Below are 15,395 nucleotides of genomic sequence, written 5' to 3'. Positions count from 1 at the left end.
TCTGCCGTGTTGTTCTTGTTATGTCAGAGCCGTTACATGTTGTTTTTATTGGTTGTCGCTTTTTCTTGTTGTTGTACCAAATACATAGCAGGCGCCGTGCCAACTTTTAAAAATCCTTTAAAATCAATGCGTTGACTGGAAATGGCGAAATTGGCCGGCCTGAAAATCTGTCGATTTGTTTCCCTGTTACCCGACTTTTTGCTGGAAACTGTGGGGGAGGTAACACTCACCCACACTCATGTGACACCTGTATGAAACTCATTGTGCACTGCGCGCACGTGCCACTCGCGAACCGTTGGTCCGGCCCAGCACACCGCTGATGCGCTGCCCGGCCGCGATCAGCCGGTCGAGGTCGATACCGGTCTCGATGCCCAGCCCTTGCAGCAGATACAGCACATCTTCTGTCGCAATGTTGCCGGTAGCACCCTTGGCATAGGGGCAGCCGCCCAGGCCGGCCACCGAGCTGTCGAACACGCTGATGCCTTCGAGCAGGCTGGCGTACACATTGGCCAAGGCCTGGCCGTAGGTGTCGTGGAAGTGACCGGCCAGTTGTGCACGTGGCACCACGGCCGACACCACCTCGAACAGCCGGCGGGTGTCGCTCGCCGTGCCGGTGCCGATGGTGTCCCCCAGCGACACTTCGTAGCAGCCCATGTCGTGCAGGGCCTTGGCCACCGGAGCGACCTGCTCGGCGCTGACCTGGCCTTCATAAGGGCAGCCCAGCACACAGGACACGTAACCGCGCACCCGCACACCGTGGCTGCGCGCGGCCTCCATGATGGGCTCGAAACGCTGCAGGCTATCGCTGATCGAGCAGTTGATATTGCGCTGTGAGAAGGACTCGGACGCAGCGGCGAACACCGCCACTTCCTTCACGCCGGCTGCCAGGGCGTCCTCGAAGCCGCGCAGGTTGGGGGCCAGTGCGGCATAGGTAACACCCGCACGTTGCTGGATGCCGGCGAACACGTCGGCGGAGCCTGCCATCTGCGGCACCCACTTGGGCGAGACGAAGCTGCCAACCTCGATATAGCTCAGCCCGGCGTCGGTCAGGTCGTCGACCAGGCGCACCTTGTCGGCGACGCTGATGGGCTGGGCTTCGTTCTGCAGGCCGTCTCGGGGGCCGACTTCGACCAGGCGGACTGTTGCGGGCATGGGCATGGTGGAGGTTCCTGTCAGCGTTTATCGTTGTTGTTCAGGGTGGCAGCCAGGGCCTGTTCACAGCGCTCCTGGGCGGTGTCCAGTTCCAGTTGCATCTGGTGGATGTCGAGCATCTGCTGTTCAAGCTGGGCGCGGCGCTCGGTGATCTTCGCCAGCATGCTGTGGAGCTGCTTGAGGTTGCCGCTGCTGGGGTCGTACAGCTCGATCAGCTCACGGCATTCGGCGAGCGAGAAGCCGATGCGCTTGCCGCGCAGGATGAGTTTCAGGCTGACTTTGTCACGGCCCGAGTAGATGCGCTCCAGGCCGCGCCGCTCGGGGCTCAGCAGGCCCTGCTCCTCGTAGAAGCGGATGGCCCGGGTGGTGATGTCCAGTTCGCGGGAGAGGTCGGAGATGCTGTAGGTCTGGCTGCTCATGCTCGGGCTCGGCGTGGGGTATGCCAGTATCCTGAGGGCAGGTTGACGTTTACGTCAAGCAGCTGTGGCGGTGCCGATGGCCCTTTCGCGGGCAAGCCCGCACGCAGCGGATCAGTCAGGCTGCCCCGAGCGCCGGTAGCCATTGGGCGTCTGCCCGCTCAGGCGCTTGAAGAAGCGGGCGAAGTAGGTCGGGTCGCTGAAGCCCAGGCTGTCGGACAGCTGGCCGATGCTCATGCGCGTATAGATGAGGTTGCGCCGTGCCTCCAGCAGTAGGCGCTGGTGGATCACCTGCAATGCGGTCTGCCCGCTCAGTGCCCGGCACAGCTGGTTGAGCTGCAGGCTGGGGATGTTCAGGCGGGCGGCGAAGTCTTCCACCGACAGGTGCTCGCGGTAGTGTGCCTCGACCAGCCGCAGGTATTGCCCGAGCAACTGCCGGTCACGTTCGTCACGGTTGCGGGGGGCCTGCCCCAGGTGCTGGCGGCGGCTGATCCAGACCATCAGCGCGGTCACCAGCGCTTCGAGCATGGTAGCCCTCGCGGGGGCGTTGCCCTGGTATTCCTGCTGCAGCGTTTCGATCAGGCCGCGCAGCTGCACGCGGTCTTTGCCCAGCGGGTAACACGCCGCTTTTGCCAGCACGCCCAGCGGCGTGCCCAGGCGCTGTTCCAGGTCGGCCACCAGCGCGGTGCCGAAGGTCAGCACATGGCCCTGGATATCGGCACTGAAGCGAAAGCCATGCACAGTCAGGGGCGGTACTACCTGTATGGCCGCCTCGAGAATGCTGTTGCGCACGCCCTCGATTTCCACCTGGGCCTCGCCGCGCTGCACATACAGCAACTGGAACAGCTCGGCGTGCTGGTGCGGCTTGATCTCCCAGTGGTGCAGGCGGCTGCGCGCCGGGATCGACTCGCAATGCAGCAGGTCAGTGCCGGGCCAGTGCTGGTTTTCGCCATACAGCTGGAACAGCGGCACGCCGGGGAGGGTGGATCTCATGTCGTAAGCGCCTGTTCGTTAATCGAACGTTTTTTGTAAAAGTGCATTTTTTGCATCGGATAGCACACTTAATTGGCGGTTATTGCCAGTAAAAATGCAAGGGCAAACCCTCTCGAACGAGATAAAAACAATGAACACTCAGGTTGCAATCATCGGTGCCGGTCCGTCCGGCCTGCTGCTCGGCCAGTTGCTGTACAAGGCCGGCATCGACACTGTCATCCTCGAACGCCAAACCCCTGACTACGTACTCGGCCGCATCCGCGCCGGGGTGCTTGAACAAGGCACCGTCGACCTGCTGCGCGAAGCCGGCGTCGCTGACCGCATGGACCGTGAAGGCCTGGTGCACGAAGGTGTCGAGCTGCTGGTTGCCGGTCGCCGCCAGCGCCTGGACCTGAAGGGCCTTACCGGTGGCAAGACGGTCATGGTCTACGGCCAGACCGAAGTCACCCGTGACCTGATGCAGGCCCGCGAAGCCAGCGGCGCGCCGATCATCTACAGCGCCAGCCATGTGCAGCCGCACGAACTCAAGGGCGGACGGCCTTACGTGACCTTTGAAAAGGATGGCCAGACCCACCGCCTGGACTGTGACTACATCGCCGGTTGCGATGGCTTCCATGGCGTATCCCGCAAGAGCATCCCCGAAGGTGTGCTGAAGGAGTACGAGCGGGTGTACCCGTTCGGCTGGCTGGGCATGCTGTCCGATACCCCGCCGGTGAACCACGAGCTGATCTACGCCCACCACGCGCGTGGCTTCTCGCTGTGCAGCCAGCGCTCGCAGACGCGCAGCCGCTATTACCTGCAGGTGCCGCTGGACGAGCGGGTGGAGGACTGGTCCGACGAGCGCTTCTGGAACGAGCTCAAGGCGCGCCTGCCGGAGGACGTGGCGCAGCAGCTGATCACCGGGCCTGCGCTGGAAAAGAGCATCGCGCCCCTGCGCAGCCTGGTGGTCGAGCCGATGCAGTACGGCAACCTGTTCCTGGTCGGCGATGCCGCGCACATCGTCCCGCCAACCGGCGCCAAGGGCCTGAACCTGGCGGCTTCCGACGTCAATTACCTGTACCGGATCCTGGTCAAGGTGTACCGCGAGGGGCGTATCGATCTGCTCGAGCAGTATTCGCCGCTGGCCCTGCGCCGGGTCTGGAAGGGCGAGCGCTTCAGCTGGTTCATGACGCAGCTGCTGCATGACTTCGGCGAGCACAAGGATGCCTGGGACCAGAAGATGCAGGAGGCCGATCGCGAATACTTCCTGACATCACCGGCGGGGCTGGTGAACATTGCCGAGAACTATGTGGGGTTGCCATACGAAGAGGTTGCTTGACGTCAGCTCTGGAGTTCGACACGAAACCTGTGGGAGCGGGCTGGCCCGCGAACACCGGCGACGCCGGTGCCAGACTCCGCGGTGTCTGTTTCGCGGGCACGCCCGCTCCCACAGGTACTGTGCAGGCCTCAGTGGCTGAGTAGCTGCACCATCTCTTGATACCCGCGCTGGCGCGCATGCTCCAGCGCAGTCACCCCGTCCTTGTCGGCGATCTGCCGATCCGCCCCCGCCGCCAGCAGGCGCCGCACGATCTCAACATGCCGCGGCCCACCATCGCCGAGGATCACCGCTTCGAGCAGTGCAGTCCAGTGCAGGCGGTTCAGGTGGTTCACGTCCACGCCCGCATCGATCAGCATCTGGACGGTCTCCACATGCCCGCGCTCGGCCGCCGGGATCAGCGCGGTGCCGCCATAGCGGTTGGTGCTCTTGAGGTCGGCACCATGGCTCAGTGTCAATTGCAGGATTTCGTTCAAGCCACGCGCACCCGCATACAGGTACGGGCTGTCGTCGATGTTGTCCTTGGCGTTTACGTCGGCACCGGCCTCGATCAGCGCTTTCGCTGCCGCGACCTGGTTGCCATGGGTGGCCACGAGCAGAGCGGTACGCCCTTGGCCATCGCGGCTGTCCAGGCGGGCACCCTGCTTGATCAGGTGTTGGAGGCGGGTGACGTCATTGTGCGCGGCGGCGTTGTTCAACTGCTTGTCCATGGCGGTGGTCTCGGCGTTGGCGGCAAGGCTGGTGCAAAGGGCAAGGGCCAGGGTGGCAAGGGGTAAACGCATGGCGAGGGCTCCCGGATAACGTGCCCGTATCCTAGAAAAATCCACCCGGGGCTTGAAGTTAAGAATGCGCATGACCCACAGTGGCCCGCTTAATAGGTAAAGGCAGGATGCTCGCCGATGAGACTTTCCACTGCGCTGATCACAACGTTGTGCCTGGCCCTGGCCGATGGCGTTGTCTGGGCCGACCAGCCACTGCCCACGCCACCGGAGCTGGAGTCCGGCTACCGTAGCGGCCTGCAGCCGGTGCACGCCAGCCGGCACATGGTGGCGGCGGCCAACCCGCTGGCCAGCGAGGCCGGGCGGGCGATGCTGCGTGCCGGTGGCAGCGCCATCGACGCGGCGATCGCCATGCAGATGGTGCTGACCCTGGTCGAGCCGCAATCCAGCGGCATTGGCGGTGGCGCCTTCATCCTGTACTGGGATGGCCAGCGCGTGCAGGCCTTTGACGGCCGCGAAACCGCACCGGCGGGGGTGACGGAGCAGCTGTTCCTGCAGGCGGATGGTTCGCCGATGCCGTTTCGCGCCGCGCAGATCGGCGGGCGCTCGGTAGGGGTGCCAGGGGTGCTGCGGGCGCTGAAACTGGCCCATGATCAGCACGGCAAGCTGCCGTGGAAGGACCTGTTCGCACCCGCCATTGCCTTGGCGCGCAATGGTTTTGCCGTTTCCGAACGGTTGCACACGCTGGTCGCTGGCGACCCTTTCATTGCCCGCTCGCCGGCCATGGCAAGGTACTTTCTGGATGACCAGGGTGAGCCCCTGGCGGTTGGCACGATCCTGCGTAACCCGGCGCTCGCACAGACCTTCGAACGCATCGCGCAAGACGGCGTTGATGCCTTCTATGGCGGTGAGATTGCCCAGGCCATGGTGGCTGAAGTGCGCCAGCATGCCAACGCCGGGCAACTGTCGCTCGAGGATCTGCGCCGCTATCAGGCCAAGGAACGCGCGCCGGTCTGCGGGCCGTACAAGGCCTGGACCATCTGTGGCATGCCGCCACCATCGTCGGGGGGCGTGACCGTGTTGCAGACCTTGGGCATTCTCGATGCCCTGCAGCGCACCTCGGCGCAGCGCGACCTGGCCAACCTGCCGCCACGCAGGGTGGCTTCCGTAGCGGGGCTGGAACCGGCACCACAGGCCGTGCACCTGATGGCCGAAGCCGAACGCCTGGCCTTCGCCGACCGCGCCCAGTACCTGGCCGACAGCGACTACGTGCCGGTGCCGGTCAAGCCGTTGCTCGACCCGGCCTACCTGGCCGAGCGCGCCAGACGGGTTGGCGAACACAGCATGAAGCACGCCCGCCCGGGCACCCCGCACGGCGCCAACCTGGCCCTGGCGCCAGACCGTTCGCCGCTGCGGATTTCCACCTCGCACCTGTCTGCCGTCGATGATGGCGGCCAGGCCCTGGCGATGACCACGTCAGTGGAGTCTGCATTCGGTTCGCACTTGATGGTCGGCGGTTTTCTGCTGAACAACCACCTGACCGACTTTTCGTTCCTGCCAGCCGAAAACGGCAAACCAGTGGCCAACCGGGTGCAGCCGGGCAAGCGCCCGTTGTCGGCGATGGCGCCGACCCTGGTGTTCTCGCGCGGCTCCGGCGAGCTGGTGGCGAGCCTTGGCTCGCCCGGTGGCTCGCAGATCATCGGCTACGTGAACAAGGCCTTGATCGGCCTGCTGGACTGGCACCTCGATCCGCAGCAGGCGGCCAACTTGCCGAACTATGGCAGCCGCAATGCCGGGACTGAAGTTGAGGCCGGGCTGGTCAGCCCGGCGCTTGTACGGCAACTGAGCGCCTGGGGCCACGAGGTGACACCGATGACCATGACCAGCGGCATGCAGATCATCCAGCGCACGGCCGACGGGTGGGCCGGTGGCGCCGACCCGCGGCGCGAAGGTGTGGCCCTGGGCGACTAGCGCGTTGCCGGGCCTGCAGCGGCGTGGTAGAAATCAGGCTTGTCATTCATAAGTTGAATACCTAGATGTCCATCAGCGTTAAATCGAATAGAGCCCTGTTCGACCTCGACCTGTTGCGCGCCATCGTCGTGGTGGCCGATTGCGGCAGTTTCACCACCGCCGCCGCGCGCCTGCACTCCACCCAGTCGACCATCAGCCAGAAGGTGCGCCGGCTCGAGGACATGGTCGGCCACCGCCTGCTGGTGCGTGGCAACCGCGACGTGCTGCCGACCGACGCCGGGCAGACCCTGCTCGGTTATGCCCGGCACATGCTGGCGCTGAACGACCAGATGCTCGAAGCTCTGGCCGGGGCCATGGTCGGGGTGACCGTGCGCCTTGGCGTGCCCGAGGACTTCGTTGGCGGGCGCACCACCAATGCATTGTCGGCGTTCAGCCGCCTGCACCCGCAGGTCAAGCTGGAAGTCACCAGCGGCCTGTGCCGCGACCTCAGCCAGGCCTACGACAACGGCGAACTCGACCTGGTGCTGCTCAAGCAGCGGCGCAACAGCCGCGAAGGCGTGGCCTGCTGGCCCGAGCGCTTGCAGTGGATCGACAGCGCGCGGTTGCCGGCGTTCGAGCTCGACCCGATCCCGCTGGTGACCTTCCCGCCACGGGGGCTGTACCGCGAGGACATGATCAGCGCCATCGAGGGCATGGGCCGGCGCTGGCGCATCAGCTTCACCAGTTCCAGCCTGAGTGGTATCCAGGCGGCGGTGGCCGATGGCATGGGCATCAGCCTGCTGCCGCCTCGGGCGGCGACCGGCGAGCATCGGGTGCTGGGGGCGGCGCAAGGGTTGCCGGAGGTGGACAGCTACGAGATCGTCATCGTGCACAAGCCGACGGCCGATGTGATGGTCAAGGACCTGGCCGGGGTGATGAGCCAGTTGCTTGCGGCCGGAGGCATATAACGGCTTTTTGTAGGAGCGGCCTTGTGTCGCGAATGGGCCGCAAAGCGGCCCCAGCAATCTGTGCGGTAATACCAAAATCCTGGGGCTGCTGCACAGCCCTTTCGCGACACAAGGCCGCTCCTACACGGGGCAGCATCTCAGGTCGATGGCTATGGCATGCCCAACCACTCCGGCAGCGCCAGCGAGATGAACGGCACGTAGGTCACCAGCACCAGGAACAGCAGCAGGATCGACAGCCATGGCAGCGCCGCGCGGATCGTCTGCCCCAGGGTCAGCCCTGTCACGGCCGAGGTGACGAACAGGTTCAGCCCCACCGGCGGATGCACTAGGCCGATCTCCATGTTCACCACCATCACGATGCCCAGGTGAATCGGGTCGATGCCCAGTTTCATGGCGATCGGGAAGAAGATCGGCGCCAGGATCAGGATGATCGCCGACGGCTCCATGAAGCTGCCGGCCACCAGCAGCACGATGTTGACCATGATCAGGAAGCCGATCGGCGTGAGGCCTTCGGACATCACCCACTGGGTGATCTGCTGGGGGATCTGCTCGGTGGTCAGCACGTGGGCGAAGAGCATGGCGTTGGCGATGATGAACAGCAGCATGATGGTCAGTCGGCCCGACTCCAGCAACACTTTCGGGCAGTCGCGCAGGCGCATGTCCTTGTACACGAACAGCGCGATGAACGCCGAGTACACCGCCGCCACGGCAGCCGCTTCGGTGGGAGTGAACATGCCGCTGTAGATGCCGCCAAGGATGATCACCAGCAACAGCAGGCCCCAGAAAGCGCGGCGGGCCGTGCTCAGCCATTCGGCGAAACTGGCCCGTGGCTGTGCCGGCAGTTTCTTGATGCGGGCAACGATGTAGATCGCCACCATCAGCGCCACACCCAGCAGCAGGCCCGGTACCACTCCGGCCATGAACAGCTTGCCGACCGAAGTTTCGGTGGCCGCCGAGTACACCACCATGACGATCGATGGTGGGATCAGGATGCCCAGGGTGCCGGCGTTGCAGATGATCCCGGCACCGAACTCGCGGGGGTAGCCGGAGCGCACCATGCCGGCCACGGCAATCGAGCCGACGGCGGCCACAGTGGCCGGCGACGAACCCGACAGTGCAGCGAACAGCATGCACGCCAGCACTGCAGCGATAGCCAGGCCACCTCGGATATGCCCGACGCAGGCGTTGGCGAAGTCGATCAGGCGCTGGGCGACGCCACCGGTGGTCATGAATGCGCCCGACAGCAGGAAGAACGGAATGGCCAGGAAGGTGTAGCTGTCGGAGGTCTCGAACAGCTTGATCGCCAGAGAACTGAGCGAGTCCTGGCTGAACATCAGGATCGACAGCGCCCCCGACAGGCCCAGCGAGATGGCGATCGGCACGCCGAGGAACATGAACACGAACAGCAGCAGGAACAGGCAGATGACCGTCATCAGTGGTGCTCCTCACCGGGGTTGGCCAGCTTGCTGGCTTCGGCGGCCTCGTCGGCCAGGCCCAGGCCGTACTGGCGGTGGGTGAACAGGCGGTAGAGGATTTCCAGGTAGCGGAGGATCACCAGGGCGAAACCGAACGGCACGATCAGCGCGATATGGCCGACCTTGATACCGTAGCGGTCGAGGTCTTCGGCACCGATGCCGGCCACCAGCACCGCGCTCACCCATTTGATGCTCGCCACCAGGAACAGCCCGGCGTAGGCCAGGCAGCAGGCGCAGGCGATCATTGCCAGCACCCGTTGCACCGGCCTGGGCGTGCGCCGCACCAGCACATCGACACCAAGGTGGCCGGCGGTGCGCACGCCGTAGGAGATACCGAAGAAGATCAGCCAGCCGAACAGTGCCTTGGTCAGGGCGATGCTCCAGGTCATGTCCTGGGCATAGGCCATCAGGTGGTCGCCGATGCCCAGCAGCAGGTCGCTGGCGAAGGCCCAGTGGTCACTGAGCGTGTAGAACATCGTGTAGAGGTTGTTCAGCGCCACGTAGAGGAAGGTCACCAAGGTCATGGCCGCCAGGAGAAAGGCGATCATGCCTTCCTCGAAGTGCTCCCAGACACGCCTGAGCGATTGCATAGGGGTTCTCCAGACAGAGCGAGGGTGGGCCACCCGCAGAGGGGTGGCCGGGGGCAGGGCGCCGCTGGGTCAGGACGCTTTGTTGGCGTCGCTGGCGGCCTTGATCAGGTCGGCGCCGATCTGGTCGGAGAACTTCTCCCACACCGGGCGCATGGCTTCACGCCATTGCTCGCGTTGCTCGGCGGTCAGTGCGTCGATCTCGCTGGTCTTGGCGTCGATGATCTTCTGCCGCGAGGTCTGGTTGAGGGCTTCGGCCTGCTTGTTCACCTCGACGGTGACCTTGTCCATGATCGTCTGCAGTTCGCCACGTACGTCCTCCGGCAGGCTGTTCCAGAACTTGGCGTTGGTGATCACCATGTAGTCGATCAGGCCGTGATTGGTCTCGGTGAAGAACGGCTGCACTTCGTTGACCTTCTGGCTTTCGTAGTTCGACCAGGTGTTCTCGGTGCCGTTGACGGTGCCGGTCTGCAGGCCCTGGTAAACCTCGGCGAAGCTCATCTTGCGCGGGTTGGCACGGATCGCCTTGAACTGCTCTTCGAGCACACTGGAAGCCTGCACGCGGTACTTCAGGCCACGGGCATCCTTGGGCAGGATCACCTTCTTGTTCGCCGACAGCTGCTTGAGGCCGTTGTGCCAGTAGGCCAGGCCACGGATGCCCTTGTCCTCCATCGAGGTCAGCAGCGCCTTGCCCTGCGGGCCTTGCTGGAAGCGGTCGACGGCAGCCAGGTCGTCGAACAGGAACGGCAGGTCGAAGATCTGCACCTGCTTGTTGTAGTGCTCGAACTTGGCCAGCGACGGCGCCAGCATCTGCACGTCACCGAGCAGCAGCGCTTCCATTTCCTTGCCGTCGCCGAACAGCGAGGAGTTGGGGTAGACCTCGACCTTGACCTTGTCCTTGAGCTGCGGGTCGGCGGCGACCAGCTTCTGGAACATCAGCGCGCCCTGGCCCTTGGGTGTGCTGTCGGCCACCACGTGGGCGAACTTGATGATGATCGGGTCGGCGGCCTGGGCCAGGCCGGCCATGGACACTGCGGCGGCGCAGAACAGCGCCTGGGTCAGTTTCAGCATGGGTGTCACCTCTGATTTATTGTTGTAGGAGGAGTGAGAGTAAAGATGAACCACGGGCATGCGTGTGGAGAATTAGCATTTGTGTAAGCCAGCGTTCGGCATAGATGAACGCCGCCTATACGATCATTGTGGGAGCGGCCTTGCGTCGCGAATGGGCCGCAAGGCCGCTCCCACAAGGTTCAGTCCTTGTTCTGAACCAGTAACCGCTGCGCCCGCAACACCACCGGTGCATCGACCATCCGCCCGTCCAGCTGGAACGCCCCGGCGCCGTTGGCTGCCTCACTCGCCGCCAGCACCCGCCGCGCCCAGGCCAGTTCCTCGGCGCTGGGCGCAAGCGCTGCATGAATCACCGCCACCTGCTGCGGATGTATGCACAACGCACCGCCATACCCCATGTCATAGGCATGCCGCACGGCCCGCTGCAGCCCCTCGGCATCGGCAATCGCCGGGAACACCCCATCCAGCGGCGGCGCCAGATCCGCCCCCCGCGAATGCAGTTGCACTGCCATGCGCGCCTGGTCAAGAAACTGCCGGGCCGCCTCGCTCTCGGTGTTCAACCCCAGGTCCAGCGCCAGGTCGAGGCTACCGAACGACAAGCGCTCGACGCCCTCTGCCGCGGCAATCTGCGCCAGCGCCAACAGGCCCTTGGCACTCTCGATGATCGGCCACACCGGCTTGCCGCCATGCCAGGCCAGCGCGACCTGGGCGGCGGTTTCCACCTTGGGCAGCAGCAAACCGGCGACACCCGGATGCTGGGCGCAGAAGGCCAGGTCGGCGACATGTTCCTGGTGCTGCGGCGCATTCACCCGCACCCACACCGACGCCTGCGGTGTGGCCTGCAGGAAGGCCGCCAGGTTGTCGCGGGCCTGCTGCTTCAACGGCTCCTCGACGGCATCCTCGAAGTCGACGATGACCACATCGGCACCTGCCGCCAAGGCCTTGGCGAAGCGTTCCGGTCGGCTGCCGGGCACGAACAGTGCCGAGCGCACGGGGCTCATACCACGCCTCCCGACACCAGGCCGGCCTGTTGCTCGGCGGTAAAGCCCAGCTCGTCAAGGATGCCCTGGGTGTGTTGGCCCAGCGCCGGCACGGCGTCCATGCGCGGCACGAACGCCGCATTGCGCCCCGGCGGCAGCAGCGCCGGCAGCTTGCCGGCCGGGCTGTCCACTTCGCGCCAGCTGTCGCGGGCCTGCAGCTGCGGATGCTGCCACACCCCGTGCATGTCGTTGACCCGGGCGTTGGCGATCTGGGCGTCTTCCAGGCGCGCTACCACCTCGTCCAGCGACAGGGCGGCAAAGCGCTCGACGATGATCTGGCGCAGCACTTCGCGGTTTTCCGAACGCTTGAAGTTGGCGCTGAAGCGGTCATCGCCGGCCAGCGCCGGGTCGAGCAGCACCTTCTCGCAGAACAGCGACCATTCCCGTTCGTTCTGCAGGCCGAGCATGATCGTGCCGCCACCGCCCGTTGGGAACGGCCCGTAGGGGTAGATGGTCGAGTGCGATGCACCGGCACGCGGCGGTGGCGGTGCGCCGTTGTAGGCGTAGTACATCGGGTAGCCCATCCATTCCACCAGGCTCTCCAGCATCGACACATCGATGCGGCTGCCCAGGCCGGTCTTGTCGCGCAGCAACAGCGCCGACAGCACGCCGGTGTAGGCATACATGCCGGCGGCGATGTCGGCGATCGAGCAACCGGCCTTGGCCATTTCCTCGTCGCCCGGGCCGCCGGTCACCGACAGGAAGCCGCCCTCGCTCTGGATCAGCAGGTCGTAGGCCTTCTTCTTTTCATACGGGCCACCGGCCCCGTAGCCGGAGATGTCGCAGACGATCAAGCGCGGGAAGCGCTGGTGCAGGGTTTCGAACGACAGGCCCATGCGTGCGGCCGCACCGGGTGCGAGGTTTTGCACGAGCACGTCGGCCTTGGCCAGCAGGGCGTCGAGGATACCGTCGGCGGCCTGCTGCTTGAGGTCGAGGGTGAGGCTTTCCTTGGAACGGTTGGTCCACACGAAGTGCGAGGCCAGGCCGTCGACGCGCTGGTCGTAGCCACGGGCGAAGTCGCCGCTGCCGGGTCGTTCGACCTTGATCACGCGGGCGCCCAGGTCGGCCAGCTGGCGGGTGCAGAAGGGCGCGGCGATGGCATGTTCCAGGCTGACGACGGTGATGCCGTCCAGCGGGCGGGGTGCGGTTTGGGTCATGGGGGTCACCTGTTCATCATCAGTGCAAGGCGGCCAGCGAGCGCGCATCGCGCAGCTGCCAGACCTGCTCGATCAGGGCCTGGCCCTGGGCCGGGCTGCGGGCGCCGGAGTAGGCCAGCAGGCGCTGGAACTTGGCCTCCAGCTCCGGGCGCGAGAGGGTGTTGCCAGGGTCGCCTTTGGGTTCGTCGATGGCGGCGTGGAAGCGGCGGCCATCGGTGCAAGTGACGTCGACACGGCCCAGCCAGCGGACCGGGTAGGCGGCGTCGACTTCAGGGTCCAGCTGCATCTCGACCTTGTCGCGAAAGCTGGCGACCCGTGGGTCGGTCAGGGCCAGGTCGCGGAATTCGATGAGCTGCGCACTGCCATGCACGGCGATCAGGCCAAGCACGGTGCCCATGGAAAACTTGGCCTGGTGCACGGTGGCCGGGACGGTCACCCGGCCGAGCACATCGATGGCGCCCTGGTGCACACGGGTGACCACCTTGGCGATCTGCTCATGATTCAGGCCTTCACGCTGCATCAGCTGCAGCAGCGCATCGGCGGCAGGGTGGGTGTGGCGGCACGAGGCATGGAACTTGAACGAGGTTTCCGCCAGCGCCCAGCGTGTGCCCAGGCGGTCGCTCAGGCGCGTCGGGTCGGCATCGCTGGACATGCCGGCGGCCAGGCCCTGGTCACCTTCGAGGATATTGCGCGCGCCGCTCAGGCCATCGGCGGTCAGGTACGCGGCGAGCAGGCCATCGGCAGCGGCCTTGGCGGTGTGCAGCTGCTTGGAGTCGGCCGCGTCGCGCAGGAACTCCCAGAGCCCGGCGGCCTGGGTGCCGGCGCTGCCGAGCAGGTTGATGAACTGCTCCTTGTCGAAGCCCAGCAGCTTGCCCACGCCCACGGCAGCGGCCAGGGTGCCGACGGTGGCGGTGGTGTGGAAGATGCGGTAGTGCGAGCGACCGAGGAATTCACCGATGCGAATGCCCGCTTCGTAGCCGGCGACAGCCGCCAGCAACAGATCCTGACCTGACTTGCCAAGGTCCTGTGCCGCCGCCAACACGGCGGAGAACACCACCGTCGCCGGGTGCAGCACCGAACTGTTGTGCAGGTCGTCCTGTTCGACCAGGTGCGAGGCAGCGCCGTTGACCAGCGCGGCGAAATAAGGCGACGAAGTGCGGCCGGTGGTCAGCACGCGGGCGCTGCCCTGGGCAGGGCCCATGCGCTCGGCATAGCGCTCGAACAACGGGATCGGGTGCGCGCCCTGACTGGCCAGGGCCGAGCCGAGCCAGTCGAGCAACAGGTCTTCGGTGCGGTCCAGCACGGGGGCGGGAATCTGTGCGTAGTTCAGGTCGGCCAGGAAGCCCGCCAGGGCTTGGGTATGCAGCATGCTCAGGCCCTCAGAAGCTGCGCGGCAGTTCGAGCAGGTGCTCGGCCACGTAGGACAGGATCAGGTTGGTGGAGATCGGCGCCACCTGGTACAGGCGGGTTTCGCGGAACTTGCGCTCGACGTCGTATTCGCAGGCAAAGCCGAAGCCGCCGTGGGTCTGCAGGCAGGCGTTGGCCGCCTCCCACGAGGCCTTGGCCGCCAGGTACTTGGCCATGTTGGCACTGGCCCCGGCATTCTGCCCGCTGTCGTACTCGGCACAGGCGCGCCAGCGCATCAGGTCGGCGGCTTCGATCTCGATGTGGGCCTCGGCAATGGGGAACTGCACCCCCTGGTTCTGCCCGATCGGGCGGCCGAACACCATCCGGTCGCGGGCATAGGCACTGGCCTTTTCGACGAACCAGCGGCCATCGCCGATGCACTCGGCGGCGATCAGCGTGCGCTCGGCGTTGAGGCCGTCGAGGATATAGCGAAAGCCCTTGCCTTCCTCGCCGATCAGGCTGCTGGCCGGCAGTTCGAGGTTGTCGAAGAACAGCTCGTTGGTCTCGTGGTTGACCATGTTGGCGATGGGTTGCACGGTCAGGCCGTTGCCGATGGCTGCACGCAGGTCGACCAGGAAGATCGACATGCCCTCGGACTTTTTCTTGACCTCTGGCAAGGGCGTGGTGCGTGCCAGCAGGATCATCAGGTCCGAATGCTGGATGCGCGAGATCCACACCTTCTGGCCATTGATCACGTACTTGTCGCCCTGGCGCACGGCGGTGGTCTTGATTTTGGTGGTGTCCGTGCCGGTGGTGGGTTCGGTGACGCCCATCGACTGCAGGCGCAGTTCACCACTGGCGAGCTTGGGCAGGTAGTGGCGCTTCTGTTCCTCGCTGCCATGGCGTAGCAGGGTGAACATGTTGTACATCTGCCCGTGCACGGTGCCGGAGTTTCCGCCGCAGGCGTTCACCTCCTCAAGGATGACCGAGGCCTCGGCCAGGCCCAGGCCAGAGCCACCGTATTCTTCGGGAATCATCGCCGACAGCCAGCCCGCGTCGGTCATGGCCTTGACGAAGGCCTCCGGAAAGCCCTTTTCTTCATCGATCTTGCGCCAGTAGCTGGCGTCGAACTCGGCGCACAAGGCGCGCACGCCTTCGCGGATGGCATTGAGGTCATCGCTGTCGTACGTATGCATGCGGGTGTTCCC

General features: G+C 65.2%; 14 protein-coding genes. 3 read left to right on the top strand and 11 right to left on the bottom strand.

The genetic code is table 11. The features are described from left to right. Window positions 1-258: 258 nt before the first annotated feature. The 3 genes from ACIPW4_RS04875 to ACIPW4_RS04865 all read right to left on the bottom strand — a co-directional run bounded on the left by ACIPW4_RS04875 (window position 259) and on the right by ACIPW4_RS04865 (window position 2,561). Complete coding sequence (locus ACIPW4_RS04875; RefSeq protein ID WP_400655319.1) at window positions 259-1,158, bottom strand: hydroxymethylglutaryl-CoA lyase; 900 nt, start codon at window positions 1,156-1,158, stop codon at window positions 259-261. Between the two features lie 14 nt (window positions 1,159-1,172). Beyond that, on the bottom strand, window positions 1,173-1,571 hold the full coding sequence (locus ACIPW4_RS04870; protein ID WP_400655317.1) for a MerR family DNA-binding transcriptional regulator: 399 nt from the start codon (window positions 1,569-1,571) through the stop codon (window positions 1,173-1,175). 111 nt (window positions 1,572-1,682) lie between these two features. After that, complete coding sequence (locus ACIPW4_RS04865; RefSeq protein ID WP_400655315.1) at window positions 1,683-2,561, bottom strand: helix-turn-helix domain-containing protein; 879 nt, start codon at window positions 2,559-2,561, stop codon at window positions 1,683-1,685. Window positions 2,562-2,691: 130 nt separating this feature from the next. Here ACIPW4_RS04865 and pobA point away from each other — a divergent pair, with 130 nt between their 5' ends. Then, window positions 2,692-3,879, top strand: a complete 1,188-nt coding sequence (gene pobA, locus ACIPW4_RS04860) for a 4-hydroxybenzoate 3-monooxygenase (RefSeq protein WP_400655313.1) — start codon at window positions 2,692-2,694, stop codon at window positions 3,877-3,879. A gap of 128 nt (window positions 3,880-4,007) precedes the next feature. On the opposite strand, the gene ACIPW4_RS04855 is transcribed toward pobA, so the two are convergent. Beyond that, on the bottom strand, window positions 4,008-4,658 hold the full coding sequence (locus ACIPW4_RS04855) for an ankyrin repeat domain-containing protein (protein WP_400655312.1): 651 nt from the start codon (window positions 4,656-4,658) through the stop codon (window positions 4,008-4,010). Window positions 4,659-4,775: 117 nt separating this feature from the next. Between ACIPW4_RS04855 and ggt the strand changes: the two genes are divergently transcribed. Then, the gene (gene ggt, locus ACIPW4_RS04850) at window positions 4,776-6,566 is read left to right on the top strand and encodes a gamma-glutamyltransferase (RefSeq protein ID WP_400655310.1); all 1,791 of its coding nucleotides are present in this window, start codon (window positions 4,776-4,778) and stop codon (window positions 6,564-6,566) included. A gap of 65 nt (window positions 6,567-6,631) precedes the next feature. After that, on the top strand, window positions 6,632-7,513 hold the full coding sequence (locus ACIPW4_RS04845; protein WP_400655308.1) for a LysR substrate-binding domain-containing protein: 882 nt from the start codon (window positions 6,632-6,634) through the stop codon (window positions 7,511-7,513). Window positions 7,514-7,662: 149 nt separating this feature from the next. Here the strand turns inward: ACIPW4_RS04845 and dctM are convergent, their stop codons facing one another. From dctM to ACIPW4_RS04810, 7 genes are all read right to left on the bottom strand, one after another. After that, window positions 7,663-8,946: a C4-dicarboxylate TRAP transporter large permease protein DctM gene (dctM, locus tag ACIPW4_RS04840; RefSeq protein WP_400655306.1), complete on the bottom strand. Its 1,284-nt coding sequence runs from the start codon at window positions 8,944-8,946 to the stop codon at window positions 7,663-7,665. Further along, the gene (locus ACIPW4_RS04835) at window positions 8,946-9,578 is read right to left on the bottom strand and encodes a TRAP transporter small permease (protein ID WP_400655303.1); all 633 of its coding nucleotides are present in this window, start codon (window positions 9,576-9,578) and stop codon (window positions 8,946-8,948) included. The genes dctM and ACIPW4_RS04835 overlap by 1 nt, the downstream gene beginning before the upstream one ends. 69 nt (window positions 9,579-9,647) lie before the next feature. Next, a complete protein-coding gene (locus tag ACIPW4_RS04830; protein WP_400655301.1) occupies window positions 9,648-10,646 on the bottom strand; it encodes a TRAP transporter substrate-binding protein in 999 nt (332 codons plus the stop codon). A 179-nt stretch (window positions 10,647-10,825) separates the two neighbouring features. Continuing rightward, on the bottom strand, window positions 10,826-11,644 hold the full coding sequence (locus ACIPW4_RS04825) for an HpcH/HpaI aldolase/citrate lyase family protein (protein ID WP_400655298.1): 819 nt from the start codon (window positions 11,642-11,644) through the stop codon (window positions 10,826-10,828). Further along, window positions 11,641-12,840: a CaiB/BaiF CoA transferase family protein gene (locus ACIPW4_RS04820; RefSeq protein WP_400655297.1), complete on the bottom strand. Its 1,200-nt coding sequence runs from the start codon at window positions 12,838-12,840 to the stop codon at window positions 11,641-11,643. Before ACIPW4_RS04820 ends, ACIPW4_RS04825 begins: the two co-directional genes overlap by 4 nt. Window positions 12,841-12,859: 19 nt before the next feature. Further along, entirely contained in the window at window positions 12,860-14,209 is a 1,350-nt protein-coding gene (locus tag ACIPW4_RS04815; protein WP_400655295.1) for an MmgE/PrpD family protein, read from the bottom strand. A gap of 10 nt (window positions 14,210-14,219) precedes the next feature. Beyond that, complete coding sequence (locus ACIPW4_RS04810; RefSeq protein ID WP_400655292.1) at window positions 14,220-15,383, bottom strand: acyl-CoA dehydrogenase family protein; 1,164 nt, start codon at window positions 15,381-15,383, stop codon at window positions 14,220-14,222. Window positions 15,384-15,395 lie beyond the last annotated feature (12 nt).

The sequence above is a fragment of the Pseudomonas sp. NPDC089996 genome (genome assembly GCF_044748405.1).
Taxonomy (GTDB): Bacteria; Pseudomonadota; Gammaproteobacteria; order Pseudomonadales; family Pseudomonadaceae; genus Aquipseudomonas.
Note: the sequence above shows the minus strand (reverse complement) of the source record. Positions and strands in the feature narration are given on the sequence as shown.

Bases quoted from the DNA above. Each gene is read 5' to 3' on its own strand.
- ACIPW4_RS04830 (WP_400655301.1), bottom strand. From the start codon at position 10,646: ATGCTGAAACTGACCCAGGCGCTGTTCTGCGCCGCCGCAGTGTCCATG.
- ACIPW4_RS04855 (WP_400655312.1), bottom strand. From the start codon at position 4,658: ATGCGTTTACCCCTTGCCACCCTGGCCCTTGCCCTTTGCACCAGCCTT.
- ggt (WP_400655310.1), top strand. From the start codon at position 4,776: ATGAGACTTTCCACTGCGCTGATCACAACGTTGTGCCTGGCCCTGGCC.
- pobA (WP_400655313.1), top strand. From the start codon at position 2,692: ATGAACACTCAGGTTGCAATCATCGGTGCCGGTCCGTCCGGCCTGCTG.
- ACIPW4_RS04845 (WP_400655308.1), top strand. From the start codon at position 6,632: ATGTCCATCAGCGTTAAATCGAATAGAGCCCTGTTCGACCTCGACCTG.
- ACIPW4_RS04835 (WP_400655303.1), bottom strand. From the start codon at position 9,578: ATGCAATCGCTCAGGCGTGTCTGGGAGCACTTCGAGGAAGGCATGATC.
- dctM (WP_400655306.1), bottom strand. From the start codon at position 8,946: ATGACGGTCATCTGCCTGTTCCTGCTGCTGTTCGTGTTCATGTTCCTC.
- ACIPW4_RS04875 (WP_400655319.1), bottom strand. From the start codon at position 1,158: ATGCCCATGCCCGCAACAGTCCGCCTGGTCGAAGTCGGCCCCCGAGAC.
- ACIPW4_RS04810 (WP_400655292.1), bottom strand. From the start codon at position 15,383: ATGCATACGTACGACAGCGATGACCTCAATGCCATCCGCGAAGGCGTG.
- ACIPW4_RS04825 (WP_400655298.1), bottom strand. From the start codon at position 11,644: ATGAGCCCCGTGCGCTCGGCACTGTTCGTGCCCGGCAGCCGACCGGAA.
- ACIPW4_RS04870 (WP_400655317.1), bottom strand. From the start codon at position 1,571: ATGAGCAGCCAGACCTACAGCATCTCCGACCTCTCCCGCGAACTGGAC.
- ACIPW4_RS04865 (WP_400655315.1), bottom strand. From the start codon at position 2,561: ATGAGATCCACCCTCCCCGGCGTGCCGCTGTTCCAGCTGTATGGCGAA.
- ACIPW4_RS04820 (WP_400655297.1), bottom strand. From the start codon at position 12,840: ATGACCCAAACCGCACCCCGCCCGCTGGACGGCATCACCGTCGTCAGC.
- ACIPW4_RS04815 (WP_400655295.1), bottom strand. From the start codon at position 14,209: ATGCTGCATACCCAAGCCCTGGCGGGCTTCCTGGCCGACCTGAACTAC.